We start from the raw sequence: 26,565 nt of genomic DNA, 5'->3' as shown, positions 1-26,565 counted from the left end.
GCTCATGTTCAGCTTACTTATTGCAGATGACGAAGCGCTGGAGCGGGAGGGTCTTGAGCTGATGATCAGGCATCTTATGCCGGACACCTTTCATTTCCTTCATGCGGAAAACGGACGAAAGGCCATTCAGATTACGGAAGAGGAACGGCCTGATTTTATCTTTATGGATATTAAGATGCCGGGAATTCAAGGGCTTGAAGCTGTACGTCATATTGCTGCCCTAGTTCCCTCAACCAAAATTGTGATGATCACGGCTCACGATTACTTCTCTTACGCGAAAGAGGGCCTGGCTCTAGGAGTCAGAGATTATCTGCTTAAGCCGGCAAGGCCGGAGGAAATACTCCACGTATTACAGCTGTTAGTTGCGGAAAAGGAAGAAGAGAAGCGTGTGCGTAATGAGCAATTAGAGCTTCAGGAGAAACTGTCGCAGCTGATTCCGCTAGCCGAGAACGAGCTCTCTCTTATGCTCATGCTGGAGTCGGTGCAAGAGGTGGAGCTTGAACAGCTTGCAAGTCTGTTAGATATACAGTGGTATAAGGGCTATGCGATGGTATTATCTTTTTTCAGGAAATCCAAAAAGGAGTGGGACGAATTTCAACTGCTCAAGCGGGACATCTATGAAGCGGTTAAGCATTTCACGAAGCCCAATTTGTCCCCGATTGTCGGGCCTATCGTTGGACATCAGATGGCTTTATTCATTCCTCTTCCACCCGGCAGGCACGGTTATTCCCAGCGTATTATTTCCCTGGAATGGGGTGAGCGTATTAGGGGGATTATCGAGGAGAGATTCCAGTTGTCTCTTTCCATTGGGATTGGATCGGTTCAGGAGGGCTGGGACGGAATCAGCCGATCCTACCGGGAAGCCGTTCGGGTTTGCGCGGAGGATAGCGTACTCCTGAATGTACGGCATTACGATGATATGCTCCTCAGCTCAGGGCAGACGAAGATCTCACTGGATGACGAGAAGAAGCTCTTGGATGCTTTGCTGCGGCATAATAAACAGGAAAGCGCAGAGAGACTTAGCTCTTTATATTCCATCTTGGAAGAGAAAAGTTTCGGTTCATTGGCTACCTTGCGCGCAGAGGTCATAGGGCTTCTGATGTTTCTGTGCCGCGCGGTTCAATCTGGTGAAAGTGCTAATCTGATTAGAACCCTGAGTGTAGTAGAGGATCGCGAAGTTCTTCGTAAAACGGCCCTATATTGGCTCGATTCTTTCATCGATGGTTTGATGGAAGAGCGGGAGCAGAGTCGTTCACATGTATTCCGGAGGGCGCTTCTCTATATTGAGCAAAAGTATAAGAAAGACATCTCGATGGAGCACATTGCGGAATACGTGAATCTTAGCCCTCATTATTTCAGTAAATTATTCAAGCAGCATGCAGGAGAGACTTTTATCGATCATGTCACCGGGCTTCGCATTAAGGAGGCTAAGAAATTGATTGTGGAACAAAGTCTCAGTTTAAAAGAGATATGCTACGAGGTAGGTTATAAGGACCCTAATTATTTTAGCAGGGTCTTCAAGAAAGCGACAGGAATTACGCCAAGCGAATATCGGCAGCAAATCGAGAAGAAAAGTCCTTGTTAAACCAACAAGGACTTTTTTGTGCTTTATAACCAAATTGTCCTGTAAATAAAAACGCAAGTGGCCTTCTTTCCAGGAGGAAGCAAAGAAATGAAGATGGAGAGGAAAGAAGTGCTGGAAATGAACACGCCGCCGAAATCACTCCCGTGCTAAGCTTTTTTTGTAAGCGCAACCAATTATTTCAGCTGATGAAAAGGGGAGATGAAAGAGTGAGAAAGTACGGTCAAGTTTTTCGTCTAGGGGCAGCTCTATTATTGGCATTATCACTTGCAGGCTGTGGATTGGTCTCCAATGGGGATACCGGAAATAAGGAAAAGACGGCCGCGAAAGACGGAGACAAAATTGTTATCGGAATGTCGATGGACACTTTGAAAGAGGAACGTTGGCAAAAGGACCGCGATATTTTCACCGCTAAAGTAGAAGAGCTCGGAGGCGAGGTTAAGGTGCTCGCGGCCAACGGGGACGATGCTACGCAAATGAGCCAGGCGGAGCAATTAATATCTCAGGGAGTAAACGTTCTTGTCGTTATTGCCCACAATGCTGAAGCCACAGCGCCGATTGTGGAAAAAGCGCACAAAGAAGGAATCAAGGTTATCGCTTACGACCGTCTGATTAATAACGCGGATGTGGACTACTATATTTCTTTTGACAATGTACGGGTAGGGGAATTCCAGGCGAAAGCGGTGATCGAAAAGGCACCGAAAGGCAACATCGTTTATATCGGCGGAGCCGATACGGACAACAATGCCCATATGTTCAAGGAAGGGGCCATGAATATTCTGAAGCCTCTTGAAGAGAAAGGGGATATCAAGATTGTCTATGACCAGTTCTCCAAGGACTGGAAACCGGAAGAGGCCCTTAAAAATATGGAAAATGCGCTGACTGCGAACAACAATGATGTTCAAGGCGTGGTTGCAGCCAACGATGGAACTGCAGGGGGTTCGATTCAAGCCTTAACCGCTCAGGGGATGGCCGGCAAAATTCCGGTATCCGGCCAGGATGCGGATTTAGCCGCCGTACAACGGATTGCGGAAGGCACCCAGCTGATGACCGTGTATAAGCCGATTAATGCGATCGCAACAGAAGCTGCGGAGATGGCAATGGCTGCGGCCAAGGGCGAAAAGATCACTACTGAAAAGACTGTAAACAATGGGAAGATTGATGTTCCTTCCGTGCTGCTCGACCCGATTGCGGTGAACAAGGACAATTTAAACGTCCTTATCGAAGATGGATTCCACAAGCTGGAGGATGTATACAAGAACGTTCCTAAGGACCAATGGCCCAAACAATAACTAGGTGCAAGGGTGCGGAACCTTAGGGTTCCGCTCTCTGCTGATTCCTGGTCAGAAAGGGTGCGGAAATGATGCATGTATTAGAAATGTCGGACATCACCAAGGAATTCCCTGGAGTTAAGGCCCTGGACCGTGTGAATTTTAAGGTCAGGAAGGGAGAGATTCATGCTCTTTGCGGGGAGAATGGGGCCGGGAAGTCGACACTTATGAAGGTGTTAAGCGGCCTCTATCCGGCAGGAACCTATAGTGGAGAGATTATTATTGAGGGACAAAGCAGGCAGTTCCAGCAAATATCGGATGCTGAGAAAGCCGGGATCGCCATCATTCATCAGGAGCTTGCCCTCGTCAAGGAGATGACGGTAGGCGAGAATATCTTTCTGGGAGCCGAGCCGTGCAGGCACGGGGTGATTCAGTGGGATGAATTGTACCATAACGCCTCTGTGTGGTTGAAAAAGGTAGGGTTGAATATTTCCCCAAACGTCAAAATCGGCCATCTGGGGATCGGACAGCAGCAACTCGTTGAAATCGCAAAGGCACTTTCCAAGCATACGAAAATTCTGATTCTGGACGAACCGACAGCGGCTTTGACTGAAAGTGAAGTCTCCATCCTGATGGGGATATTGAATCAGCTGCGCAGTGAGGGCGTTTCCTGTGTATATATCTCGCACAAAATGCCCGAGGTCTTTGCTCTTGCAGATTCCATCACGGTACTCCGTGATGGGCGCACGATAGCGACTCTGGATCGTGAGGAGACGGATGATGATAAGGTTGTATCCCTCATGGTGGGCCGGGAACTGACGGAGAGATATCCGCGAGTTGATCATATACCGGGAAATACTGTGCTTGAGGTAAGCCATTATAACGTATGGCATCCTGAAAAGCGTAATCAAAGAGTGCTTAGGGATATCCACTTCACATTGCGTAAAGGGGAGATTCTTGGAATCGCCGGACTGATGGGTGCGGGACGAACCGAGTTGGCGAGCAGCCTTTTTGGGGCTTATGAAGGCAGGGCTGAGGGAGATGTACGAATCGAAGGGAAAGCGGTAAGGATCAGATCCGTTGCTGAAGCCATCAAAGCAGGGATTGCTCTAGTGACGGAAGACCGCAAACGCCAAGGACTAGTGATGGGCATGGATGTGAAACGAAATACTACGATGGCTGCGATGGGCAAGGTATCGAAGCTTGGTGTTATTAACGAGAATGAAGAGATCAAGTGGGGACGCCAGTATGTGCAGGAGTTAAAGACGAAAACATCTTCGTTGGAAACGTTGGTAGGCACCCTTTCGGGAGGGAATCAGCAGAAGGTTGTACTTGGAAAATGGCTGATGTCCGATCCGAAAATCCTGATTATGGACGAACCTACCCGGGGGATTGACGTTGGAGCGAAATACGAAATCTACAATTTAATGAATCGGCTGGTAGATCAGGGTGTAGCCATTATTATGATTTCCTCGGAGTTGCCGGAGGTGCTTGGCATGAGCGACCGGATTATGGTGATGTGCGAAGGGGAACTTGTGAAGGAATTTCATTGGCGTGAGGCTACCCAAGAGAATATCATGATAGCCGCCGCGGGAGGTAAATAATATGCAGCTTCAAAAGGAACTTCAAGATCGAAGAGATGTCCCTGCGACCCGAAAGTCACTCTGGAGCAGCTTGTTTGGTGAAATGGACGTACGTGCATATACCATGGTAGGGGCGTTGGTATTGCTGTGGGTCCTGTTCGGTATTCTGAATCCTACCTTTTTGACCTCGCGAAACTTATCTAATCTATTCACCCAAATGTCCGTGACTTCCATATTGGCTATTGGGATGGTACTGGTCATTGTAGCGGCTCATATCGATCTTTCAGTAGGTTCGATCGTAGGTTTGACCGGAGGCATAGCCGCTATACTGAGTAATTGGCTGGGACTGCCGGCGATTATCGTCATTCTTGCAACCATGGCTGCCGGAGCGGTACTGGGTCTGCTTCAAGGATGGCTCGTGGCTTACAAAGCAATTCCTGCTTTCATCGTCACTTTGGGTGGCATGATGGTGTTCCGTGGCGTGTTAATGGGTGTCACCGAGTCGAAGACAATTCCCATATCCGATCCGGTGCTTGGATTGCTGGGAAATGCTTATTTTGCTAAAGGGTTCGGTATCGTGATCGGTTTGCTGGCCGTGGGATTTCTTCTGTGGAGTACCTTTAGGAAGCGAAGCTCCCGGCAAAAATACGGCTTCGAGGTTGCGCCGCTTGGCGTGGATATCATTAAGGTCTTCTTCCTGTCGCTCCTGGTAGGATCGTTCGTATTCGTCATGAACAATTACAAAGGGATTCCTTTTCCTATTATCTTCGTTATTGTATTGGCGATCATTTTCTACTTTATTTCAACTAAGACCACCTTTGGACGTCATATTTATGCCATTGGAGGGAATATGGAGGCTGCCCGCTTGTCGGGTATTCCTATTAAGCGGAAGACGATGCTGATCTTTGTACTAAACGGACTGCTCGCTTCGATTGCGGCCATCGTCCTGACTTCCCGCCTAGCTTCTGCGACCATCACTGCCGGCAATATGGCTGAGATGGACGCTATTGCCGCTTGCGTCATCGGTGGAACCTCACTGATGGGCGGGGTCGGTACCGTCATAGGTGCCATTATAGGCGCATTGGTGATGACCACCCTCGATAACGGGATGTCACTCATGGGGTTGGAATCCTTCTGGCAGTACGTAGTTAAGGGCTCCATCCTGGTTATCGCCGTTTGGCTTGATATCTCTAACCGCCGAAAGGGAGTAAAGTAGGACTCACTCATATGGCTTATAGGAAGAGGCTGCCCCCTAGATCACCGAAGCAAGGGGGCTAGCCTCTTATACTTATTTTAGAGAGGAGAACGTCACCGTGGACCAAAATATAAAAGAAGCGATAGTCAGGGGAGAGACCTCGCTTGGCATCGAATTTGGATCTACCCGTATCAAGGCTGTGCTGATGGATCACCATTTTAAAACAATCGGATCCAGCAGTTATGAGTGGGAAAATCAATTGATCGGCGGTTATTGGACCTACGATCTTAATGAAGTGATTATCGGGTTGCAAGAAACCTATGATCAACTAAGGCAAAAGGTCGCTAATAATTATGGTGTAACATTGCAAAAAATCGGATCCATCGGATGTTCCGCCATGATGCAGGGCTATATCGCACTTGATCATGCGGGGGAGCTACTGGTTCCGTTCCGTACGTGGCGCAATGCCACAACGAGTATTGCTGCAACGGAGTTAACTGTGAAATTCAATTTTAAAATTCCCCAACGTTGGAGCATCGCACATTTGTATCAAGCGATTTTAAACGATGAAGAGCATGTCCCTAACATAGATTATATTACGACTTTGTCGGGTTACATTCATTGGCTGTTGACCGGTTCCAAGGCTCTTGGCATGGGGGATGCCTCAGGGATGTTCCCGATCGATATATCTGCACAGCAATACAATGAAGATATGGTCAAGCTGTTTGACGATTTAATCGCCGATAAAGGCTACCCGTGGAATCTAAAGGATATTTTACCTAAAGTATATACTGCAGGTGAAGCCGCTGGCTTTCTCAGTGAAGCTGGTGCCCGGCTATTAGATCCATCAGGCAACCTTCAAGCAGGTATTCCACTATGTCCTCCAGAGGGCGATGCCGGAACCGGCATGGTCGCTACGAACAGTATCAAAAAATGTACAGGCAACATTTCCGTAGGCACGTCGATATTTGCCATGTTTGTCCTAGAGAAAGACTTATCCGCGGTGTATCCTGAGATTGATATCGTGACTACACCGGATGGCAGCCCTGTCGGTATGGTTCTAGCTAATAACTGTTCGAGCGATATTAATGCATGGGTCGGCTTGTTCCGTGAATTTAGTGAAGCAATGGGACTGAAAACGGATATGAATCAGCTATTCAGCGTCCTGTTCAACAAAGCGCTGGAAGCAGACGCTGACGGGGGCGGGTTGCTGAGCTTCGGCTACTATTCCGGCGAGAACATTACCGGGCTCGCCAAGGGTCGTCCGTTGTTCGTTCGTTCTCCGGAAAGCCGCTTCAATCTGGCAAACTTTATAAGAGTACATCTGTTCACCGCGTTTGCTGCACTAAAGCTTGGGATGGATATTTTGACACAGAAGGAGAATGTAACGATTGACCGGATTCTGGCGCATGGCGGGTTGTTTAAGACGCCGCTGGTTGGCCAAAAAATGTGTGCTGCGGCACTGAATGTCCCTGTTTCTGTCATGTCTACCGCTGGTGAGGGCGGCGCATGGGGGATGGCCATTTTGGCTTCATATATGGTTAATAAGGAGCAGCACGAGAATTTAGCTGATTACCTTACCACTAAAGTATTCATTGATGCGGATACAGAAGGGCAAGAGGTATACCCTAACAGCACGGACGTGAATGGTTTTGTTTTGTTTATGGAGCGTTATACAAAAGGTCTAGCAATTGAGCAGGCTGCGGTAGATTACTTTGTGGAGAATTGGAAGAAGTAACAAACCACCATGGAATCTGCCTACGGTAAACCGATAATCATGATCTCCGAACCCTCCTGTGGTAAACTATGACAAAAAGCACAAATCTATTTCCTCGTCAAAAGGAGGCTGCTATGAGCGATGCGGCACTGGATCTGCAGTTACTGGATCATTTAAAGCCGGAATTAACCTCATTTTGTTACCGAATGTTGGGGTCCATCGAAGACGCAGACGATGCGGTTCAGGAAACCTACATCCGTGTTTGGCAAAGCTGGAATTCATTCAGGCAGGAATCGTCACACAAAACGTGGATTTATCGGATTGCCTCCAACTTGTGTTTGGACAAACTAAGACAAGCCAAACGCCGTACCCTGCCCGTCGATCTGTCGGATCCGGCGGTCTCCATCATCCCACCCAGTGAAACATTGCCGGACTCTTCCTGGATCTGGCTTACCCCCGATTTGGGGGAGAATCCCGAAGAAGCGCTTATTCGCAAAGACACCCTGCAGCTCGCCTTCATCGCGCTCTTGCAAGCCTTGCCTCCGCGCCAACGTGCCGTACTTATTTTGAAGGATGTGTTCGACTGGTCCTCCAAAGAGATCGCGGAAACTTTGGGGATGTCGCCGGCCGCCGTAAACAGTGCCCTGCAAAGAGCCAGGGAGACGATGAACCGAACCCGGCTCCGTTCTGAAGAGCTCAGCCGGACGGTGGATGCCGAACCTGATCATGAGCTGCTGTCACGGTATGTGGATGCCTTTGAACAATTCGATATCGATGCCCTGGTTGCGTTATTCCATGAGGAAGGCTGCATGTCCATGCCGCCGTTTGCCATGTGGGTGCAGGGCAAGGACGATTTGTTCAAGTTTTTCTCGCTTACCCGATGGCATTGCGAGGGCTCCCGCTTTTTGCCGGTCACGGTAAACGGCGGCTATCCGGCTTTTGCCCAGTACATGCCGGGTCCTGAAGCATCCGTCCTGGTCCCTTGGGGAATTCACGTCATTGAAGTCAAAGACGGGAAGATCGTCCACCTCCAAAATTTCATTAACGCCAAATTATTTTCACGATTTGGACTTCCGGAGCAAATCGACCGATGAAATTCGAATATGAAGTACGTCTATATTATTGAAAACTAAAAAAACGAGAAAATTAGCGAGGTGTTTTTGAAATGGGAACAAGTAATCCGACGAAGGTAACTGTTGAGGCAGTCGTTCAGGCGCCTATTGAAAAGGTATGGAACTGTTGGACGGAGCCGGAGCACATTACGAAATGGAACCAGGCTTCCGAAGACTGGCATGCCCCGAGGGCAGAGAATGATTTGCGGGCCGGCGGCAAGTTTTTGACCCGGATGGAAGCCAAGGATGGCAGCATGGGGTTTGATATGGGCGGTGTATATGACGAAGTGAAAACACATGAATTGATTTCATATACGATGGGAGACGGGAGAAGGGTGGACATTACCTTTACGGCTCAGGGCAGTGAAACCAAGGTCGTCGAAACTTTTGACGCCGAAAGCACACATCCGGTTGAGGTCCAGCAAGCGGGCTGGCAAGCGATTATGAACAATTTCAAAAAGTACACGGAAGAATCCTAAGTATAAAGGAGGTACAGTCGATGACAGTAAAACTCACCCCATATATCACATTAGAGGGAAGAGCCAGGGAAGCTATTCAGTTTTATGAACAGGCGATCGGCGCTAAGGTTGTTTCCATCATTACTTACGGAGATATGCCGGACATGTCCAATACTTTTAATGAAGAACTGAAGAACCTGGTGGCTAACGCAAAGGTGCAAGTAGGCGAGGCGGAACTCATGTTTTCCGACAATCCGTTTGGTTCGCCTATTCCCAGCGGTAAAAAGGTTACCATTTGCATTACAACGAACGACGTGGAAACATCAAAGCGATACTTTGAGGCGCTGAAGGAAGGCGGCCAAGTCAATATGCCGTTTCAGGAAGAGGCTTTCAGCCCTGGATTTGGGGATGTCACGGACAAATTCGGAGTTACCTTTCAAATATATACGGAAATTTAGTGTTAATATAGAAGAAGGCCGCCCTCTTAGCGGGGAGGCCTCTTTCTATACTTGTTTGATGATTGGAGAGGGACCTATGAGAGAATTCGAAATATTAACGAGTGTCGAATCGGCACATGATTTTATAGGGCGCCATCGGTTATCGTTTCTTTATATTACGATGACAGGCTGCAGCGTTTGTCATGCATTGCAGCCGCAGGTACAGAAATTATTAATGAAATACCCGGATATTCAACTCGGGACGATAAATGCGCAAGAAGTTCCGGCGGTCGCGGGAAGTTTTTCTGTTTTCACTGCGCCCGTATTATTGCTTTATGTGGAGGGTAAAGAATATATCCGTGAGGCGAGAATTGTGCATCTGGATCTGCTGGACGAGAAAATCCGCAAAATTTATGATCTAGCGACGGGATGAATTAGGCGGTAAAGAAAATAGACAGCCCGCATCTGGAGCTGGATCGTTTGGTGCAGGTAAGCACGGATATGTTCAGAAATCCTCATCGCATCCTCAATGTTCTTCAGTTCCATGACGGCGATGGATTGTTTCAAGTTCACGGTTTCCTCGGAATAAACGGAGCTTTGGAGTACTTGAATCATCCTGATTTTTAAGAGATGTGCTTCGTTATAAAGACGGTATTCGTTATCAGGATCTCGCTCCGCAGTGAACAGGCCGATTTTCTCCCAGTAACGGATTGCCGATTTAGGAGCCCCCGTCCTTCTGGAAACCTCGTGGATGCTGAACTGTTGGTTAAAGTTGAATGCTTGATTGCCTTCTGAATATGATTTCAATTCCTTTACGAGTTGATCCAGGCTTACTTTGTCCCGATGGAGCATGACCTCCTTATCCCTGACGATCCACAATGCTTCGTCCAATTCATTTCGTCCAAGGCAATGCATCACCTCGCTCGTTACTTCCATACCGAATGCGGGAGCCATGGCTTGAATACATGCCAGATAAGCCTCATGCCGTTCCGTATATATACGGTATCCATTTGCGGATCGATCCGCAGGAGGAATTAACCCCTTGGCTTCATAGTTCCGCAAGGTGTTGGCGCTTAATCCGTATTTTTCCGCCAGTTTTTTTGGTTGAAAGTCCATGCTATCCCGCCTTCGTAATAAAATACATAAACATTAAAACCCTTGTAATGTTATTCTGGTTATCCTATTGAAATCCTTCACTTGTGTATCCTAAACCTTCCAATTGGCTTGCATGTCGTATGATGGAGATAATCCATTTCAAGGAGGAATAAGTATGACAAAACCAGTATTCCGTTACGACATGACCATCGAGGAGATTTGCGAGATAGGAAATCAGTATATCGATCTGGTATGGAAGGCATTATATGATTCGATGCTCGATGAGTTAACGATCGCTTTTCAAGAAATTGAGGACGCCGCCTATGGCCGCTATTTGGACCGGTTGATGCCCGCATTGTTTGAAGGTCTTGAAGACGCCGGGTTCGAAGTCACGGAGCCCCTCAAAGAGGATGATTTCGTGATCGGGAACTGTCTGCTATTTCGCAACTCGCTTGAAAAATGGGGAACAGAAGATCATAGATCCCGAATTTTCTGGAATGTGATCCGCAGTAAGAATAGTCAACAACCGATTGGCACTTTACTGATGGAAATTCCTCATTCGCATCTGAAGTTCGACATTCCTGCGGCGCCTGTACTATATTCGCTAAGAGAGTACGAGAGGGAACCTATCGCCCAAGGAATTCGACGGATCAAGGAATAACAAAAGGGAGGGTTTATATGCTGCCTTTTTATGCGCTTATCGTATCTTTCTTGCTGTTCAAGGGTCTTGGCCTGCTCGGCTTGTCCTATTTCGAGGGTTGGCAGACTTCTCTTCAAGGAGCGGTGGCCGTCATGCTGCTGCTTGCCGCATCCGCACATTGGGGGACCAGACGTCCGGATTTAATCCGTATGGTTCCTCCGGCATTTCCCAGACCGGATCTGATCGTAACTGCCACCGGGGTATTGGAAGTCTTGGGGGCTATCGGTATTTTGTTCCCGTACACCTCAAAGGCTGCCTCCATTGGTTTGGTCCTACTTCTGGCATGTATGTTTCCCGCTAATGTGCGAGCAGCCAGGGAGAGATTAAGGATCGGGGGCCGACCCGTACCTAAATTACTACTACGAACCGTAGTTCAGATTTTCTTTATTGGGGCTATTCTTGTGGCAGGCTGGATGGGTTGAAAAATTTTTCGTGAATTGATTTTCCGATACATCGATGAATGTAAAACCAATACTAAATTTAAAGAGTTGCCCCAATCATGGTGCGACTCTTTTTTTGCACTCTCTTGTCTCTGAGGAAGTGAATCGCGGCAATTTCCAGAATTCAGGTAATAAGTAGGTGGGATTTGGGACAAACGGTCTCTATAATGGAAATAAGATACATATCGAATAGGGCAAATAGGAGGTTATCCTGTGGGAAGATCATTCGCAAATTTGCATATGAAATCGAACAACCTGTCCGAAGTGGAATTCATGACCTTCAAAAGTAAAGCGGATCGGGAAATACAAGATTCATTATTGAAGTTGGGTTTTCAAAATTAGAGCATCTGAACCAAAGGTAGAAGAAAGGATGACGGAAGTGCCAAATGATAACCATGCCAGCCCTCCTTCTTCTATTAGAGAAGATGGCCGTTATACCATTGACCTGACGGGTTCTCGCAGTCACACCCTTGTCCGACAGCCCGGTGTAGGCAGTCTGTCTATCGGACCGTCGGATTTGGGAAAGAAGGCGGATCTTCACGTCCCGCCCGATGCCATCATCGACTGGACCGTATTCAATCCCTTTGCCACGCCTGCGGGTTCGCCTTGGCCGCGGTTTCTGCACTATACAGGCAGCGATGCCGGTTTCTTCAATTGGGCGCAGACCCGCCCCATTGAAGAGATGACCTGGGCTCCGGTCCTGTCTGCCGATACCGTGGTGGATGCCAGCGAGTCCATTATACATAGCTTGCATATCGGGTTGGGTCAATCCGGGGCTCGTCTGAGTTTGAAGCTCCCGAAGAGTTCCTTCCGCCTGAGCGTCTCCGGCGATCTATCCCGATTCTCGGCTACCGGAGATATACCGTCTTCCCTTGCAGTAGCGCCGCGCACTAGCCGACGTAAGAGTGACCCTTCTTTTGTGCTGCCTGATTTGGGAGAGTTGCATCAGGTGTCTAGTCTGACGCTGCAAAACACGCCGCTGGGACAGCCCATCTCGCTAAAGTGTCTGGATCGGTTCCCCAACCTGGATTCACTGAGTTTGTGGGGGAACTTCTGCGACCTGGAATCATTGGCTCGTCATGCCCGCTTAACGAATCTGGAGCTTCGCTTCATGCCGGATCTAGAGGACTTGCCGGCCCTGGACGTGTGGCCGTTACTGGATGGATTTATCGCCTACAATGTGGAGGAGGCCGGGGGTAAGCGCCTCAGGCAGCAAATGAAGGCACGCGCCAAGACCCGCCCGTGGGCCGGCTATGTTTCAGTAAGCCAATTGCGAAAGCCGGAGTGGTGGATGACCGAGTATGGACGTCCATTTTCGTCCTGGCCTAAACGTTTGGCTAAGATAGCTAACGAGGCTTACGACGCTGCACTGGCAGCTTTGGTTCAGGCCCGCAGCTTGGCCGACGCCGAGGCGGCCATTACGGCTTTCACCGTGCGTTTTAATACCCTCAAAGGCATTGAAACGACCGAAAGGGAAGACCTTGGCGAAGCGGTATGGCAACTCAGCCAGTCCGAGCATCGGATTGATCAGCCTATAACCGAGGAAATGGCTCAAGGCTGGTTTGATGCCGCGCGTGAATACTGATTTGCACGAGCCTATGAATGGGGGGTATTCATGTACATCGTATCTCAGCCAAAGCCGCTGTCTGAGGGCCAAAATCAACTGCTTGCAAAGGCAGAGGTCTCTGTTTTCCCACCAGGCTATCTCCGATTTTTGCGGCGATTCGGAGAAGGGACCTACAGAGGATGGATGAATATCCAATTGCCTGATCCGGAAGTGCTGAAGCCTTTTACCGAGTACGAGTTATGGGAGTTTGACGAAGACAGCCCCATTACGGAGCAACAGATCGGCGAGTGTATCGCGTTAGGCACAACGGTTGACGGCGATTTTCTGGCGGTACATCCCCGGACGGGAGGACTGCTCTGGCTGCCCCGGCATGCGGAGCAGGTAATGGCGATCTCGCTGAAGACGCTAGATCAGAAGCAGGAAGACGACGAGATGTACGCCTTGGTGTTGGACGAAATATACCGGCAGGTATATGGAATAAGCCAAGAGGAAGCCGTTTTCTATGAACCTTGGACGGGGACTCGAAGCCATCTCTTCTTCCGGTTGAGGCCTGGCCAAGGTCAGCCTTCGCTGCCCGAGCTGGCTGAAGCGTGCAGAGCCGAATTTCCACCGGATTTGACCATCGAGAACCCGTTTGTTTGCTTTCTGTTCTATTGTAAACTTGGCGGTTATATCCGATTAAATTATGCCTATGGGCAAGAGGTGGCCGTATTCTATGAACAGGACGCACAACAGGCGTTTGCCGTTTTAGAGCAATGGCTATTGTCTAAAGGGTGCGAAACAACATAAGACTTTATAAGTTGAACAAAACAATGAGATGTAGGCAAGGGAGTGAAATGATTCCGAAGAAGCGGAGCGTTCGCCTTTGGTTCCGGATTTCTACCGATTCAGATTCTATAAGATCAAGAAATCTGGAACCAACAGCGATCGTAGGAACATTTCACGTACTTGCCCCACATCCGTTTCAAATATTCAACTTATACTGGAACTAGGAGTGGTAACGGATGATCGTTCTAAAAGATATCGGGAAGTTCAAGGAGCTGCCGGAAATCGCAATGCATATTTACCAAGGGGATATTCCGGCTTTACAAGCTGCTCTTGCGGCAGGCTGGGATATCGAGGAGGGCATCGTACTCAGCAAGTACAGCACGTTAAGTCCGTTGGACCTGGCGCTTGTATCGCAGAGAGCCGATGTTGTAAAGCTGCTGGTAGAGCACGGCGCTAACCTGAATGTGAAACAGAATCCGGCCTTTTTGCGGGCTGTCCGCTATTGCAAGGAGGACCTCGTTCGCTACATAGCAGCGCAAGGGGCCAAGCTGGATATGGTCAATCAAATGGGATCAGGCGCTTATTCACAGGCCTACTACGGCAACAAGAAGAATATCCCGCTTATCCATGAGCTGGGTTTGGATATCAAGGAGCATGGCGGTGACGTATTGCGCCAAGCCGTGTCAGACCATGACCTTAAGACACTCACGTATCTGCTCGATCAAGGGGTGGACATCAACTATAATCAACCGGATATGGTGTATCCTTATCGGGCAACCCCATTGACCGTTGCCGCCCGGATGGGGAGTATGGCTATGGTCAAATTTTTGATTGAACACGGTGCTGACGTGACTTTGGCTGAAAAGGACGGCGATCGGCCGTACACGATTGCGGTGAGCAATAAGGACACCGTCATGGCGGACTATTTGAAATCGCTGGAGCCGGCTGAATTTCATAATTTGGAGAACAAAAAGTATGAGCTGAAAAAGTATAAATTAACCGATGAACTGGTCCGTTTTCTTACTGGAGACAGGCTGCGTCTTGAATTGGCGCAAAATGAGTATGAAATCGGATATATCGACTTTTTCGCATTGACCGATACGATCGAGATGAAAGTCGGCAGGCAAAAGCTCCTGCGTTTATCCGCCGATATCGACAATTACTCCGATTTGCTGCTTCTTTGGAATCCGAAGAACAAAGGCCGGATCGGCTGTTATGATGTGGAGCATCAGAATTATGCGGATTTATGCAGCTTTGGAGAGTTCCTCGTTCAGCCTGAAAGGCACCTTATCAATTTTCTTGAGGGTGCTTAAAATTTAAACAAAGTTTAAACTCGAGATCACCTTAAAGCCAACCTGAGGATGTTAGGATGCTATTGAGGTGAGAAAATGAACGTTAAGAAGAGGAACTGGGCAGGATATATGGCTTGTATTTGCGGGCTATTATATGCACTTCCGCACTTTTGGTGGGGCTTGGGAATTTCGTTCGCTTTTCCGGGAGACTTTGCAAAGGCACCTGACGAATTGGTATCACGACTGATTGGTTATTGGTTTATGGGAGCAGTGGCCGTGCTGGCTGCCTTTTTGAGCCTGGCATTCGTTTATAGGTGGGGAGATAAGCTGCCTAAGCGATTGAAGCTCATTTCCGCATGGATCGGATGTATGGGATTATCCTTATGGGGCTTTAGCTTCTTTGTTCTGAAATTTCAAATGGCGATCGGACGTGTCGTGTCCGCGCCTGCTTTTGTAGAGCAGGATGCCAGTCCGATGGCGGCATGGGGATATGTATGGTATGCACTGTTTCTTGGCTGGGGAATCTCGCTTGGCTGTGCTGCCTATTTCGAAGGGAAATTCACAAAGAAATCCATGGCTCAACGCGCATAGATAAAGTTATTGGCGAAGGGTATCCTTACGGATGCTCTATTTTTTTGCAAATTTAACTTGTTCTGCTTAGTTAGCTGTATGATTATAATCAAAGTTAATTCAAAAACTGGATTCTGGAGGAATGATTTATGAACGGAATAGCGCGGACACCCGAGCCCCCTTATTACGCCGTTATTTTTACATCGGAAAGAACGGATGGGGATCAAGGATATGCAGAAATGGCAGAAGAAATGGAGAAACTCGCGTATTCCCAGCCTGGATTCCTAGGTGTAGAAAGCGCCCGGGAAGGCTTAGGCATTACGGTTTCCTATTGGGAGTCGCTCGAAGCTATTAGGAATTGGAAGCAGAACGAACGACATTTGATTGCCCAGCGGCGGGGGATGTCGGATTGGTATCTCACCTATAAAACGAGAGTTTGCAAGGTCGAACGGGATTATGGGTTTGAGAAAAATGCGGAACCGCTATATTGACAACTCCGATCACTATTCCTATAATACATAGTATAATACTAGGAATTAATTTGTTGAGGTTATGGCTCTTTTGTTTAACTATAACTTAAGGAGTGTTTAACATGGCTGATGTACATACTTTCAAAGCAACCGCACACTTGCAAAATGGAGTTCAAGTCAAAACCACCTCCAGAAATTTTGAGATCACGATCGATGAGCCAAAGAGTTTAGGCGGGACGGACACGGGAATGAATCCGGTCGAAGTGCTTCTTGCCTCGTTAGGGGCATGCCAGTCTATTGTGGCAAGGGTTTATGCTCCTAAGTTTGGCGTAAAGCTGAATGACTTCCGTGTGGAGGTTGAAGGCGACATTGATCTCGACGGTTTTTTTGACAGATCTTCCGTTCGTCCCGGTTACTCCGATATCCGTTATACGTTCCGGATTCAAACCGACTCGCCCAAAGAGAAGGTGGAAGAATTCGTACAGTTTTTGGAGAGTAAATGCCCTGTTGGCGATACCATTGCAAATCCGGTAAATCTTAAATTGGAGAACATTATAATTGAAAAGTCAGTAGAGGTATAAGCTCCGAATCTGATGAAGATGAAGAGAGAGCAGCATGCAGCGGTAAACGGGCGTGCTGCTCTTTTTGCTGATCAAGTCACAGAAGATTTCCGTTCATCGTCTTGTATGTATCAGACCCGAAAGGAATGGTACACATGACAGAAAATAATTACGGGTCCCCATGGGACGTTATCATCATCGGAGCCGGCGCCGCAGGATTAACAGCCTCTATTTATTTGGCAAAGGCAGGAAAGAATGTATTGCTTCTCGAAAAAGGATCCTATCCGGGAGGTCGGGCCATTTCTACGGAGATGGCAGGCGCGCGTGTGAATTTGGGCGGTCATGCCCTCTTTAGAAATGCCTTCCGAATTCTGCACGAGGTAGGCGTCACTGTGGAAGGAACGGCGCCGAAGCCGCCAGGCCTGCTTATGTTCAAAGAAGCGGACGGTAAGGAAAGAGCTGTGCCGCTTACGCAATTATTACTTGGGTCCTTCTTGTCGTTTCAGGAGAAAATTCAGCTGGTTCGCTTTTACAGCAGCCTTCGTAAGACAGACACTTCCGCGCTGCAGCATGTGCCGCTTCGGGCGTATCTGGAATCTCAACTTTCCAGTCCGCGGGTGCGCAGTGTCCTGGAAGCACTGGTTCGTTTATCCACTTACTGCGAAGCTCCTGATTTACTGAGCGCCGGGGCTGCTATTCATCAACTCCAGCATGGCCAGGTTTTGTATATTGATGGAGGCTGGCAGACGCTTGTGAACAAGCTGGTGGAGCAAGCGAAGAAAGCGGGCGTGTCGATTCGCCCAAGCTCACCCGTCCTGGAAATTAAAGGCAGCTACCCGAAGATGAGCCTCGTCTTGAAGGATGGGACACAGCTAGCGTCCAGCTTCATTATATCCACGGCCGGGCCGGCGGATACGATGTCTCTTCTTAATCCCGCTCTGCCACCGGACGAGGCGGCCATTTATCAGCAGCTTATTCCTGTGCATGCTGCATGCCTCGATCTTGTGGTATCCGGGATGCCAAGGCCCAAAACGAAGTTTGTACTTGGTGCTGATGTTCCGTGGTACTACTCCAATCATTCCGCTGTCGCAGCACTCTCCGATCAGCCCGGAACAGAGGTAATCCATGTCATGAAGTATCTGCCCGCTTTGAACAAGAAAGACCCCAAGCAGGATGAACGTGAACTTCAAGGCTTTCTCGACAGCATACAGCCCGGGTGGCGTGAGCATGTCATTAAGCAGCGCTTTCTGCCTTCTATGCTTGTATCGCATAGTATGGTTATGGCCGCGAACGGGGGGCTCCCGAACAGACCCGGGCCTGAGGTCAAAGGGCGGCCGGGTCTGTATGTCTCCGGGGATTGGGTTGGATCTGAAGGGTTACTGCTAAACGCTTCATTGGCGAGCGCAAAAGAAGCGGCAACATTAATAACCAATTACCCAAAAGTAATAAAAGACGTTAAGAGAGGGGTACAACGTGGAGCTGGACTCTGTATACAAGGAATATAGGCCTTTATTGCTTTCCATTGCATATCGAATTTTAGGGTCTGTCACCCATGCCGAGGACTTGGTGCAGGATGTGTTTGTAACCGTGCAGCAGCGGGGCATCCATATGGAAGAGGATGGGATCCGTAATCTCAAAGCATACTTATGCAAAATGGTAACCAACCGCTGTCTCGATTACATGAAATCCGCAAGCAAAAAGAGAGAGGTGTACGTCGGCCCCTGGCTGCCGGAACCTCTTGTTCAGGACTATACGGACATTCCTGGTTATGGTTATGCTGCCGGTGAGGACCCGCTCCAAAGAATTGTTCTGGAGGATACCATATCCTATGCCTTGCTTGTCATGCTGGAACGATTGACCCCCATGGAGCGGGCCGTGTTCATTTTGCGTGAAACCTTTCAATACGAGTATCGGGATATTGCCGAATTTGTAAATAGAACCGAGCTGGGTTGCCGTAAAATTTATAGCCGCCTCAAACGAAAAATCCAGGATGACGGGCCCTATCCCGAGGTTTCCGCCAGCCCTCATTCCGAACAGCTCATTCTCCAATTTCTCCATGCGACGACAACCGGCGATATGGAAGGGTTATTTGCGATGCTCGCCGATGATATTGTGCTCTATTCGGATGGCGGAGGCAAAGTCATGGCGGCCATTCATCCGGTTACATCGAGCAAGCGTGTGTTTGCCTTTATTCAAGGACTCTTGTCGAAGGAAAATACAACAGGCAGCGTGCGTCTGATCAAGATAAACGGACAGTTGGGTTTTGTGTTGCGCAGCTCCTCCGAGCCTTTCCCGACCCTTATCAGTCTGGAAGTGAAAGAAGATCGTATCCAGCAAATTTATTTCCTTCGTAATCCCGATAAAATGCAGCATTTGAATCTGGGATAAAAATAGCTTGTTTTTAAGATCAGCGGCGTAAAAATTCCGGTATAGCATCACGATTTCACTTGCTCCTTATATAAAGTAATGTTTTATAATAGAGCAATAGAGCTACCGATACATAGCTGGCGCCACAGAATTGCGTAGATGAAAGGTGCAGATTGCCAGTTCAATTAAATTAATGGAGGCGCTTACTTATGGACCAACAATTTCAGCAAGAAGGATACTTTGGGGAGTTCGGGGGCAGCTTCGTTCCGCCGGAATTGCAGGAAGTCTTGAACTATCTGAGTGAGCAATTTTACAAGTTTAAAGACGACCCGGGTTATAAGGAAGAGCTTCGCTTTTATCTCCGAGAATACGTGGGGCGCGAGAATCCGCTGACGTATGCGGAGCGGCTGACCAAGGCTTGGGGAGGGCCGAAGATTTACTTGAAGCGTGAGGATCTGAATCATACCGGAGCGCATAAGATCAACAACGCTATCGGTCAGATTCTGCTCGCTAAGCGGATGGGAGCCAAGCGGATTATCGCCGAGACCGGTGCCGGACAACATGGTGTTGCCACAGCAACGGCCTGCGCCATGTTTAATATGGAATGCGTCATCTACATGGGAGCTGAAGATACCCGTCGTCAGGCGCTAAACGTGTTCCGAATGGAACTGCTCGGCGCAACTGTAGTGCCGGTCCAAAAAGGCCAGGGACGACTGAAGGACGCGGTCGATGAGGCACTGGACGATCTAGTTCGCAACTATAAAAATACGTTTTATTTGCTCGGTTCCGCGGTTGGCCCTCATCCGTTTCCGACAATGGTCAAGCACTTCCAGTCTATTATTAGCGAAGAATCGAAGCAACAGATTATGGAGAAAGAAGGTCGATTGCCGGATGCTGTAGTGGCCTGTGCGGGTGGCGGAAGTAATGCAATTGGTGCATTTGCCCACTACATCGACGAGCCAAGCGTTCGCTTGATCGGCGTTGAGCCCGATCAGGCGCCATCCTTAACCCAGGGTGTCCCGAGTATCCTTCACGGCTTCAAGTGCTTAGTGCTGCTGGACGAGGAAGGCCAGCCGAGGAAGACCTATTCGATTGCCGCGGGACTTGACTACCCGGGCATTGGACCGGAGCATAGCCATTTGAAGGTGACGGGCCGGGCTGAATATGTAACTGTCACCAATGAGGAAGTGCTGGAAGCCTTCAAAGAACTGTCCCGCACGGAGGGAATCATTCCTGCCCTAGAGAGCGCGCACGCAGTTGCATACGCGAAGAAGCTGGCTTCGACGATGGGGCAGGATCAAATAATCATCGTCAATCTGTCTGGCCGCGGGGATAAGGATGTAGAACAAGTGTATCAAATGCTCAAATAAAACACGGATCAATGATCGGAAGGAAAGCACGGGGCACCCCAAAGGTGCCCTTTTTCCGTTTTTGAATGATAATTAGCCCCTTTACCGTCCATGGTTATATGTTCTTAATGTACTAAGCTTTCCAGATCCGGCTGTAATTTCGACCGCAGGACATAAAGCATGATGGCACCGACAAGGAATGCGGCGGCATCCGCGATGACAAGCGACCAGACTACCCCGTGGAAGCCGCTCATACGATTGGCGATAAACAGCACCGGAATCAGAGTAATCCCTTGAATAACCGACATGATAAACGCAGCGGTTCCTTGCGCGGTTGCCTGGAAGATCCCCGTAAACAACGTGGTCATTCCTGTAATGAACAAGGATAAGAACGTCACATGCAGAATGTAGCTGCCCATTTGGATTAATTGCGGGTCATTCGTAAATAAACCGATCAAGTGGTCGGAAATTAAGTAGACGAGGACGCCGAACACGACGGCTAACGCCAGAATCGCCTTAATCGTGAATCCAATGGTATGCTTCATGCGTAATTTATTCGCTGTAAAAGTGAAGGCAATCAAAGGCACGACTCCCTCGCATAAGCCCATCAGAATAAATTCGGGAAATTGCAATAAACGGGATGAAATTCCGTAGGCCGCTACGGCCTGATCTCCATAATCGACAAGAAAGTGGTTAAAGATGAGCGACATGGCGCCTAAGAAGATACTCATAATAAAGACGGGAACTCCGATTTTAAGTACATTGCTCAGGATGTCCTTGGATACCTTGAACCATTTGACGGAGGCGGTTAAAAATTGGCTCTTAGATCCCATATGGAAGAGGAAGAATACACATGCAACCAAGTTAGAAATAACCGTAGCGGACGCAACACCGATCACGCCCCAATGGAAAACGAAGATGACTATCGCATCCAGCACAATATTTACGATTACACTAAGTATCATCCCGATCATCGAGGTGATTGCCGCTCCCTCGGAGCGTACGATATTCTCCAGCGTGAAGAATAACACGACGATGGGTGAACCGATTAACATCACCGTGACATAGTCCTTCGTGAATCCGAAGGAGTCCGGTGTTGCCCCCAGGCCATGAACGATGGGATTGATCAACGGGAGGCTGACGGCCATTACAATCAGACCAAGAACCAAACTGCTGTAAAAGGCGAAGGATGACACATGCTTTACATCATCATACCGTTTCTCTCCCAGCAAACGGGAGATAAATGCACCGCTGCCGATACCTATCAAATTTCCTAACGCCATGATGGCTGCGAATAACGGTAAGGTTAGTGCGAGAGCGGTTAGCATGGCCGTATTGTGCAGGGTGCCAAGGAAATAGGCATTCAGGATGGAGTAGATGACACTCATTGACGTGCCCAGCATCATCGGTACAGCGAAGTGGGCCACGGCTTTTCCGATGGGTGCTTTTTCGAAGTAATGAAGGTTTTCTGAATCCATGAAGATCACTACTTTCATCATTTATTTCGGCTTCAATCTAACAGTGTTAGGTTGTGCCTTACAGTGTTAGATGATATCATGACCTTAAGAACATGTAAAGCATAAACTTACACTGTTAGATAAAAGGACGGATACCGATGAAAAAGCAGCAGCCTCAGATTTCAGAGGATAAAATATTAGAGGCCTCGTGGGAGCTTCTTGGCGAGGAAGGGATCGAGAAGCTCAGCATGCGGCGACTGGCCGACCGGCTGGGGATCCAGGCACCCTCTTTGTACTGGTATTTCAAGAGCAAGCAGAATCTCTATCAGCGTCTGGCCAACCAGGTATCGAAAGTGATTCTGGAGGAGTTCCACTCCGACGGGGATTGGAAGGAGCAGCTGACGGGCCTTGCGGTAACGATCCGAGCTGTGCTCAGCCGGTATCCCTGCTCCACGCAGCTCATGATGATGACGCTACCTCACGAACCGGACATCATCCGGTACACCAACCGAATGCTTCTCTGCGTGGAGGAAACGCCGCTTGAGCAAGAGCAGAAGATGCAGGTGGTCACTACGCTTGTGAACTATGTCTACTTCTTCGTCCTGGACGATTATCAGCATGAGCGCAATGTCACCGTTGCCCTGAAGGAACTGGAGGATCTTCCGGGCGACGAGATGGTTCGCCTTCTGGACTCCATGAGTGAGTCGGACGCGGGGCTGTTCCGGAGGATGTTCACGAACGGGTTGTTCGAGTTGATGGGGACAGACCGAGCGTTCGAGTTCGGATTGAAGCTGATTTTGCTTGGAATTGAGCAGGTGATCAAGGAGCAGGAGCAGGAGAAGTAGAATGTGGAAGTTGACGACCTACTGACTTTTTCGTGCACAAAAAGCACGGCTTACATTTCTTATCTGCCTTAAAGTTGATTTGAAGGGAGGGAACACGATGGATTGGTTAGACAGGATGAATAACGCCATGGAATATATCGAAACAAATCTGGCGGACCATATCTCATATGATCAAATAGCGCAAATCGCCTGTTGCTCAACTTATCATTTTCAAAGGATGTTTCCGTTCATTACGGGGGTATCGTTATCCGAGTATATCCGGCGTCGGCGGTTGACTTTGGCAGCTTTTGAACTGCAGACAACAGATACCAAGGTTATTGATGTGGCTATGAAATATGGATATGACTCGCCGGAGGCATTTTCACGGGCGTTTAAAAATCTTCATGGGATCATACCGATATCTGCGCGCGATAAAGGGGCTTCTCTTAAGGCCTATCCTCGAATGTCCTTCCATATTTCAATAAAGGGAGATGTCGAAATGAATTATCGCATTGAACAAAGAGGGCCCTTTGAGATGTTTGGAGTTTATGGCCTTGTTCATTCAAACAGACAGACCGCATTTGCTGAAGTTCCGGAGTTCCGTAAAAAATGTGACGATGACGGCAGTGTGGATCTAATGAACGAATTGCTGGGACGGTTTGGCGACACCCTGCTGCACGCTGCGTTATATGATGATAATGGGGAATCTTTCAAATACATGATTTGTTATCATCTGCCCAAGGGGCTTGAAATCCCGGAGAAATTTACAAAGCTGTCTGTCCCGGCATTAACGTGGGCTATCTTCCCGGAACCGCAATGTGATTTGCAAAAACTATGGGAACGAATCTATTCCGAGTGGTTTCCGACATCCGGGTACGAACAGGTAGAAGGCCCTAGCTTCGAAATGTACTATGGTATGGCCGGGTATGAGGCCGGAGAGATATGGATACCGGTTAAGAAGAAATAATTATCACTTAATTGTAAGAGCACAAAAAGCCATCCTGCAAAAAGGATGGCTTTTTTCGGGTTCGGCTATAGCAGGCAGGTTCAGGTAATTATGTCTTGGAGCAGCTGCGGCTCGTTTTGTAGTAAGCTCTGCTTTTGCTTTTACTGTATCCCTTTCATATACCCTTGGATCTTCGGGGAGAACGTAAAGAGCAGAATGCTAAGGAGGAGAGCGACTCCTCCGATGACGCCGAAGTATGCCATCTCGGTGGCAGGCGAATAGAATTTGACGATTTGCGCATTAATTGCCTGGGCGGCCGCACTGGATAAGAACCATAAGCTCATGGTCTGGGCCGAAAAGGCGCCGGGCGCCAATTTTGTCGTAGCCGACAGCCCTACCGGTGATAAACATAATTCTCCCAGCACAACGATGAAATAACTAAGGACGAGCCACAAAGGATTCACCAGGGCATCCTCGCCGCCAAAGTAAGCGGGCAAGAGGATCACGAGGAACGATAATCCGGCAAACAGCAAGCCGAAGGCGAATTTCATCGGGATCGTAGGCTGGCGCTTGCCAAGCCTTATCCATAGCCAGGCGAACACGGGAGCCAGAATAATGATGAACAGCGGATTTAAGGACTGGAACCAGGCCGGCGAAATATGAATGCCGGCAAAGTCCAATTGCGTCCGCTTATCCGCATAGTTGGCAAGGATGGTCGATCCTTGTTCCTGAATCGCCCAGAACATAATCGCCGCGATAAACAGCGGAATATAAGCGATGAGTCTGGAGCGTTCAATGCTGGTGGTTCGCGGACTGCGGTACATGAAAATAAAATATAAGGTTGGAATCAGAATGCCCAGAATGCCTACGATCACGATGAGCGATTCGAACGTTAATAGACCCAACGGAATGGTAATTGCAACAATCACCACGAGAAGGACGGCAACGACCCCGATTCGACGAAACACTTTTTTTCGTTCCGCCGGTGAAAGTGGACTGGCTACGTAAGTGCCCGCAAGGCCGAGGTTTTTATTTTTGGTAAACAAGAATATGACCAGTCCCAGAAACATGCCGACGGCGGCGATGCCGAAGCCGAGATGGAAGTTGTAATTCATGCCCACGGTGCCCACGATCAGCGGAGCGAGGAACGACCCCAGGTTGATGCCCATGTAAAAAATGCTGAATCCTGCATCCCGGCGCCGGTCATGTTCGCTGTAAAGCTCCCCCACCATACTGGATACATTGGGTTTCAGCAGGCCCGTGCCCAGCACGATCAGGACCATGGATACAAAAAATAAGGACATGCTTCCAGGGATGGCCAGAGCGATATGCCCCAGCATAATTAATATGCCGCCGTAGAATACGGCTTTGGATGCTCCGAACATCCGGTCCGCCAGCCAGCCGCCAATAATCCCGGACATATAGACGAGGGAGCCGTAAATGGACATAATGGCGAGAGCCATGCTCTCCTGCATGCCGAGTCCGCCCCTGCTTAATTCGTAATACATATAATAAACCAGAATCGCTTTCATTCCATAATAAGAGAAACGCTCCCAAAACTCCGTGAAGAACAGGGTAAACAACCCTTTGGGATGTCCAAAAAACCCCCGTTGCGGAACGCTTTTGACTATTTTCTGCTTGGTTAAATCAGCCATGCTGTAACTTCCTCCTGCAACAAATGTTCTGCAAAAAGCATCATCCCTTAGTAAGAATGCCCATTATAAGTCGTTTCAATTTTACATATTCATAACAGGCTCCAAAGCAGGTACGAAAATAACAGTAGTTTCGCCGCAATCCGCGCAATTGACAGCAGCCCAATTCCATGTTAATTTCTTCCTAGAAAATTAAAGGCAATGCAACCTTCGGGTTCAACCTCGCTGAGAAGTGGGTTGAGCCCTTTTTGTATTCCAAAACTCGAAGGAGGATATGTATGTTGAAAACTGAATTGCTGCTTCGGCGGCTGGACGACATCGGCAAGTCACTCGAACGCAAAGGAGGAGTGCTGTTACTGTTGGGAGTAGGCTCCGTCGGTATCGAAACGGATCGGATGGATGAGTATTCGGATTTAGATTTCTTTGTCATTGTGAAGGACGGGCAGAAAACGAGGTATATCGATCACCTGGATTGGCTTGAGGAAGTGCATCCGCTAGCCTATTCCTTTAAGAATACGGATGTCGGGTATAAAATTTTGTTCGAAGACGGAATTTATGGAGAATACGCGGTATTTGAGGAACGAGACCTGGAGGATGCTCCCTACCCGGAGGGGCGGATTGTTTGGAAGGATCCGTCCTACTTGAATATAGAAATCGCAAAGTCTTCCATTCCTATCCCCAGTCTCAAGAGGAACTCCCTGGACTTTCCTTTGAATGAAGCTTTAACAAACTTATATGTGGGGCTCGGTCGCTATGCCCGGGGAGAGCATTTATCGGCGATGAGGTTTATTCAAGGTTATGCCGTGGACCGGATTCTTTCCGTAATGCACCTATTGGAGGAAGAGGTAGAGTGCTACCCGGATCCCTTTGGATTGGAGCGGCGGGTGGAACAAAGATACCCTCGTTTGGCTGAAAGACTAGGAGGCATGCTTCAGGGATATCATCATGTTCCCGATTCCGCCCTTTGCATCTTAAACTTCATAGAGGAAGTGTATCCTGTCAATCCGAGGTTAAGCGCTGAAATCCGGCAACTGATCGATATGACTTGTCGCAGCCAGCAAGGGGAATCGCATCACAAGTAGATACACCTTATTGGCATAAAAGGGGGCCAGGGGTACTTTTAAGTACCTATATTACTCAAAAGTGCGTACTT

27 protein-coding genes are annotated in these 26,565 nt (G+C 48.6%); 24 read left to right on the top strand and 3 right to left on the bottom strand.

From position 1 onward, the window contains the following. Nucleotides 1–4 precede the first annotated feature (4 nt). The 9 genes from KB559_RS21700 to KB559_RS21660 all read left to right on the top strand — a co-directional run bounded on the left by KB559_RS21700 (nucleotide 5) and on the right by KB559_RS21660 (nucleotide 9,788). Nucleotides 5–1,585 (top strand): response regulator, encoded by a 1,581-nt coding sequence (locus KB559_RS21700; RefSeq protein ID WP_211025046.1) that lies wholly within the window; start codon nucleotides 5–7, stop codon nucleotides 1,583–1,585. Nucleotides 1,586–1,770: 185 nt separating this feature from the next. Next, a complete protein-coding gene (xylF, locus tag KB559_RS21695) occupies nucleotides 1,771–2,874 on the top strand; it encodes a D-xylose ABC transporter substrate-binding protein (protein WP_211025044.1) in 1,104 nt (367 codons plus the stop codon). 71 nt (nucleotides 2,875–2,945) lie between these two features. Further along, a complete protein-coding gene (locus KB559_RS21690) occupies nucleotides 2,946–4,457 on the top strand; it encodes a xylose ABC transporter ATP-binding protein (RefSeq protein ID WP_282103193.1) in 1,512 nt (503 codons plus the stop codon). Between the two features lies 1 nt (nucleotide 4,458). Beyond that, nucleotides 4,459–5,652: a sugar ABC transporter permease gene (locus tag KB559_RS21685; RefSeq protein ID WP_211025040.1), complete on the top strand. Its 1,194-nt coding sequence runs from the start codon at nucleotides 4,459–4,461 to the stop codon at nucleotides 5,650–5,652. A gap of 97 nt (nucleotides 5,653–5,749) precedes the next feature. Beyond that, nucleotides 5,750–7,369, top strand: a complete 1,620-nt coding sequence (locus KB559_RS21680) for a xylulokinase (RefSeq protein ID WP_211025038.1) — start codon at nucleotides 5,750–5,752, stop codon at nucleotides 7,367–7,369. A 68-nt stretch (nucleotides 7,370–7,437) separates the two neighbouring features. Next, nucleotides 7,438–8,442 (top strand): sigma-70 family RNA polymerase sigma factor, encoded by a 1,005-nt coding sequence (locus KB559_RS21675; RefSeq protein WP_211025036.1) that lies wholly within the window; start codon nucleotides 7,438–7,440, stop codon nucleotides 8,440–8,442. 71 nt (nucleotides 8,443–8,513) lie between these two features. Continuing rightward, nucleotides 8,514–8,939 carry an SRPBCC family protein gene (locus tag KB559_RS21670; protein WP_211025035.1) on the top strand — a complete coding sequence of 142 codons (426 nt, stop codon included), beginning with the start codon at nucleotides 8,514–8,516 and terminating at the stop codon, nucleotides 8,937–8,939. 20 nt (nucleotides 8,940–8,959) lie between these two features. After that, nucleotides 8,960–9,376 carry a VOC family protein gene (locus KB559_RS21665; protein WP_211025033.1) on the top strand — a complete coding sequence of 139 codons (417 nt, stop codon included), beginning with the start codon at nucleotides 8,960–8,962 and terminating at the stop codon, nucleotides 9,374–9,376. 76 nt (nucleotides 9,377–9,452) lie between these two features. After that, complete coding sequence (locus KB559_RS21660) at nucleotides 9,453–9,788, top strand: thioredoxin family protein (RefSeq protein ID WP_211025031.1); 336 nt, start codon at nucleotides 9,453–9,455, stop codon at nucleotides 9,786–9,788. Here KB559_RS21660 and KB559_RS21655 read toward each other — a convergent pair. Continuing rightward, nucleotides 9,767–10,471 (bottom strand): MerR family transcriptional regulator, encoded by a 705-nt coding sequence (locus KB559_RS21655; RefSeq protein WP_211025029.1) that lies wholly within the window; start codon nucleotides 10,469–10,471, stop codon nucleotides 9,767–9,769. The two genes, KB559_RS21660 and KB559_RS21655, sit on opposite strands and share 22 nt — an antisense overlap. A 154-nt stretch (nucleotides 10,472–10,625) precedes the next feature. On the opposite strand from KB559_RS21655, the gene KB559_RS21650 reads away from it, so the two are divergent. The 12 genes from KB559_RS21650 to trpB all read left to right on the top strand — a co-directional run bounded on the left by KB559_RS21650 (nucleotide 10,626) and on the right by trpB (nucleotide 20,554). Then, complete coding sequence (locus KB559_RS21650; RefSeq protein ID WP_211025027.1) at nucleotides 10,626–11,111, top strand: DUF6022 family protein; 486 nt, start codon at nucleotides 10,626–10,628, stop codon at nucleotides 11,109–11,111. 17 nt (nucleotides 11,112–11,128) lie between these two features. Continuing rightward, complete coding sequence (locus tag KB559_RS21645; RefSeq protein WP_211025025.1) at nucleotides 11,129–11,572, top strand: DoxX family protein; 444 nt, start codon at nucleotides 11,129–11,131, stop codon at nucleotides 11,570–11,572. 231 nt (nucleotides 11,573–11,803) lie between these two features. Then, nucleotides 11,804–11,932, top strand: coding sequence for a hypothetical protein (locus KB559_RS25405; protein ID WP_280520347.1), 129 nt, complete (start codon nucleotides 11,804–11,806; stop codon nucleotides 11,930–11,932). Between the two features lie 28 nt (nucleotides 11,933–11,960). After that, on the top strand, nucleotides 11,961–13,175 hold the full coding sequence (locus KB559_RS21640; RefSeq protein WP_211025023.1) for a hypothetical protein: 1,215 nt from the start codon (nucleotides 11,961–11,963) through the stop codon (nucleotides 13,173–13,175). A 30-nt stretch (nucleotides 13,176–13,205) separates the two neighbouring features. After that, on the top strand, nucleotides 13,206–13,946 hold the full coding sequence (locus tag KB559_RS21635) for a hypothetical protein (protein WP_211025021.1): 741 nt from the start codon (nucleotides 13,206–13,208) through the stop codon (nucleotides 13,944–13,946). Nucleotides 13,947–14,161: 215 nt separating this feature from the next. Beyond that, nucleotides 14,162–15,238, top strand: coding sequence for an ankyrin repeat domain-containing protein (locus KB559_RS21630; protein ID WP_211025019.1), 1,077 nt, complete (start codon nucleotides 14,162–14,164; stop codon nucleotides 15,236–15,238). 75 nt (nucleotides 15,239–15,313) lie between these two features. Next, a complete protein-coding gene (locus KB559_RS21625) occupies nucleotides 15,314–15,808 on the top strand; it encodes a DUF3995 domain-containing protein (protein ID WP_211025016.1) in 495 nt (164 codons plus the stop codon). A gap of 128 nt (nucleotides 15,809–15,936) precedes the next feature. After that, the gene (locus KB559_RS21620) at nucleotides 15,937–16,278 is read left to right on the top strand and encodes an antibiotic biosynthesis monooxygenase family protein (RefSeq protein WP_211025014.1); all 342 of its coding nucleotides are present in this window, start codon (nucleotides 15,937–15,939) and stop codon (nucleotides 16,276–16,278) included. A 101-nt stretch (nucleotides 16,279–16,379) separates the two neighbouring features. Continuing rightward, nucleotides 16,380–16,838, top strand: coding sequence for an OsmC family protein (locus KB559_RS21615; RefSeq protein ID WP_211025012.1), 459 nt, complete (start codon nucleotides 16,380–16,382; stop codon nucleotides 16,836–16,838). Nucleotides 16,839–16,972: 134 nt separating this feature from the next. Further along, nucleotides 16,973–18,322: a phytoene desaturase family protein gene (locus KB559_RS21610; RefSeq protein ID WP_211025010.1), complete on the top strand. Its 1,350-nt coding sequence runs from the start codon at nucleotides 16,973–16,975 to the stop codon at nucleotides 18,320–18,322. Next, nucleotides 18,291–19,205 carry an RNA polymerase sigma factor SigJ gene (sigJ, locus tag KB559_RS21605; RefSeq protein ID WP_211025008.1) on the top strand — a complete coding sequence of 305 codons (915 nt, stop codon included), beginning with the start codon at nucleotides 18,291–18,293 and terminating at the stop codon, nucleotides 19,203–19,205. The genes KB559_RS21610 and sigJ overlap by 32 nt, the downstream gene beginning before the upstream one ends. 188 nt (nucleotides 19,206–19,393) lie before the next feature. After that, the gene (gene trpB / locus KB559_RS21600; protein ID WP_211025006.1) at nucleotides 19,394–20,554 is read left to right on the top strand and encodes a tryptophan synthase subunit beta; all 1,161 of its coding nucleotides are present in this window, start codon (nucleotides 19,394–19,396) and stop codon (nucleotides 20,552–20,554) included. Nucleotides 20,555–20,658: 104 nt separating this feature from the next. Here trpB and KB559_RS21595 read toward each other — a convergent pair whose 3' ends face one another. Then, complete coding sequence (locus tag KB559_RS21595) at nucleotides 20,659–22,011, bottom strand: MATE family efflux transporter (RefSeq protein WP_211025004.1); 1,353 nt, start codon at nucleotides 22,009–22,011, stop codon at nucleotides 20,659–20,661. 137 nt (nucleotides 22,012–22,148) lie between these two features. On the opposite strand from KB559_RS21595, the gene KB559_RS21590 reads away from it, so the two are divergent. Both KB559_RS21590 and KB559_RS21585 read left to right on the top strand, forming a co-directional pair. Beyond that, the gene (locus KB559_RS21590) at nucleotides 22,149–22,835 is read left to right on the top strand and encodes a TetR/AcrR family transcriptional regulator (RefSeq protein ID WP_211025002.1); all 687 of its coding nucleotides are present in this window, start codon (nucleotides 22,149–22,151) and stop codon (nucleotides 22,833–22,835) included. Between the two features lie 97 nt (nucleotides 22,836–22,932). Further along, nucleotides 22,933–23,781, top strand: a complete 849-nt coding sequence (locus KB559_RS21585) for an AraC family transcriptional regulator (protein ID WP_211025000.1) — start codon at nucleotides 22,933–22,935, stop codon at nucleotides 23,779–23,781. A gap of 140 nt (nucleotides 23,782–23,921) precedes the next feature. On the opposite strand, the gene KB559_RS21580 is transcribed toward KB559_RS21585, so the two are convergent. After that, entirely contained in the window at nucleotides 23,922–25,415 is a 1,494-nt protein-coding gene (locus tag KB559_RS21580) for a peptide MFS transporter (RefSeq protein ID WP_211024998.1), read from the bottom strand. Between the two features lie 275 nt (nucleotides 25,416–25,690). Between KB559_RS21580 and KB559_RS21575 the strand changes: the two genes are divergently transcribed. Beyond that, nucleotides 25,691–26,494, top strand: coding sequence for a hypothetical protein (locus tag KB559_RS21575; protein ID WP_211024996.1), 804 nt, complete (start codon nucleotides 25,691–25,693; stop codon nucleotides 26,492–26,494). Nucleotides 26,495–26,565 lie beyond the last annotated feature (71 nt).

Source organism: Paenibacillus sp. Marseille-P2973 (assembly GCF_018101095.1).
Lineage (GTDB): Bacteria > Bacillota > Bacilli > Paenibacillales > Paenibacillaceae > Fontibacillus > Fontibacillus vini.
The sequence above is the reverse complement of the archived record's forward strand: the minus strand, read 5'-3'. Positions and strand labels throughout refer to the sequence as shown.

What these genes read in the sequence shown, in the direction of transcription:
- KB559_RS21700 (WP_211025046.1), top strand. Translation starts at nt 5, where the DNA reads ATGTTCAGCTTACTTATTGCAGATGACGAAGCGCTGGAGCGGGAGGGT.
- xylF (WP_211025044.1), top strand. Translation starts at nt 1,771, where the DNA reads ATGAAAAGGGGAGATGAAAGAGTGAGAAAGTACGGTCAAGTTTTTCGT.
- KB559_RS21690 (WP_282103193.1), top strand. Translation starts at nt 2,946, where the DNA reads ATGCATGTATTAGAAATGTCGGACATCACCAAGGAATTCCCTGGAGTT.
- KB559_RS21685 (WP_211025040.1), top strand. Translation starts at nt 4,459, where the DNA reads ATGCAGCTTCAAAAGGAACTTCAAGATCGAAGAGATGTCCCTGCGACC.
- KB559_RS21675 (WP_211025036.1), top strand. Translation starts at nt 7,438, where the DNA reads ATGACAAAAAGCACAAATCTATTTCCTCGTCAAAAGGAGGCTGCTATG.
- KB559_RS21670 (WP_211025035.1), top strand. Translation starts at nt 8,514, where the DNA reads ATGGGAACAAGTAATCCGACGAAGGTAACTGTTGAGGCAGTCGTTCAG.
- KB559_RS21665 (WP_211025033.1), top strand. Translation starts at nt 8,960, where the DNA reads ATGACAGTAAAACTCACCCCATATATCACATTAGAGGGAAGAGCCAGG.
- KB559_RS21660 (WP_211025031.1), top strand. Translation starts at nt 9,453, where the DNA reads ATGAGAGAATTCGAAATATTAACGAGTGTCGAATCGGCACATGATTTT.
- KB559_RS21655 (WP_211025029.1), bottom strand. Translation starts at nt 10,471, where the DNA reads ATGGACTTTCAACCAAAAAAACTGGCGGAAAAATACGGATTAAGCGCC.
- KB559_RS21650 (WP_211025027.1), top strand. Translation starts at nt 10,626, where the DNA reads ATGACAAAACCAGTATTCCGTTACGACATGACCATCGAGGAGATTTGC.
- KB559_RS21645 (WP_211025025.1), top strand. Translation starts at nt 11,129, where the DNA reads ATGCTGCCTTTTTATGCGCTTATCGTATCTTTCTTGCTGTTCAAGGGT.
- KB559_RS21640 (WP_211025023.1), top strand. Translation starts at nt 11,961, where the DNA reads ATGACGGAAGTGCCAAATGATAACCATGCCAGCCCTCCTTCTTCTATT.
- KB559_RS21635 (WP_211025021.1), top strand. Translation starts at nt 13,206, where the DNA reads ATGTACATCGTATCTCAGCCAAAGCCGCTGTCTGAGGGCCAAAATCAA.
- KB559_RS21630 (WP_211025019.1), top strand. Translation starts at nt 14,162, where the DNA reads ATGATCGTTCTAAAAGATATCGGGAAGTTCAAGGAGCTGCCGGAAATC.
- KB559_RS21625 (WP_211025016.1), top strand. Translation starts at nt 15,314, where the DNA reads ATGAACGTTAAGAAGAGGAACTGGGCAGGATATATGGCTTGTATTTGC.
- KB559_RS21620 (WP_211025014.1), top strand. Translation starts at nt 15,937, where the DNA reads ATGAACGGAATAGCGCGGACACCCGAGCCCCCTTATTACGCCGTTATT.
- KB559_RS21615 (WP_211025012.1), top strand. Translation starts at nt 16,380, where the DNA reads ATGGCTGATGTACATACTTTCAAAGCAACCGCACACTTGCAAAATGGA.
- KB559_RS21610 (WP_211025010.1), top strand. Translation starts at nt 16,973, where the DNA reads ATGACAGAAAATAATTACGGGTCCCCATGGGACGTTATCATCATCGGA.
- trpB (WP_211025006.1), top strand. Translation starts at nt 19,394, where the DNA reads ATGGACCAACAATTTCAGCAAGAAGGATACTTTGGGGAGTTCGGGGGC.
- KB559_RS21595 (WP_211025004.1), bottom strand. Translation starts at nt 22,011, where the DNA reads ATGGATTCAGAAAACCTTCATTACTTCGAAAAAGCACCCATCGGAAAA.
- KB559_RS21590 (WP_211025002.1), top strand. Translation starts at nt 22,149, where the DNA reads ATGAAAAAGCAGCAGCCTCAGATTTCAGAGGATAAAATATTAGAGGCC.
- KB559_RS21585 (WP_211025000.1), top strand. Translation starts at nt 22,933, where the DNA reads ATGGATTGGTTAGACAGGATGAATAACGCCATGGAATATATCGAAACA.
- KB559_RS21580 (WP_211024998.1), bottom strand. Translation starts at nt 25,415, where the DNA reads ATGGCTGATTTAACCAAGCAGAAAATAGTCAAAAGCGTTCCGCAACGG.
- KB559_RS21575 (WP_211024996.1), top strand. Translation starts at nt 25,691, where the DNA reads ATGTTGAAAACTGAATTGCTGCTTCGGCGGCTGGACGACATCGGCAAG.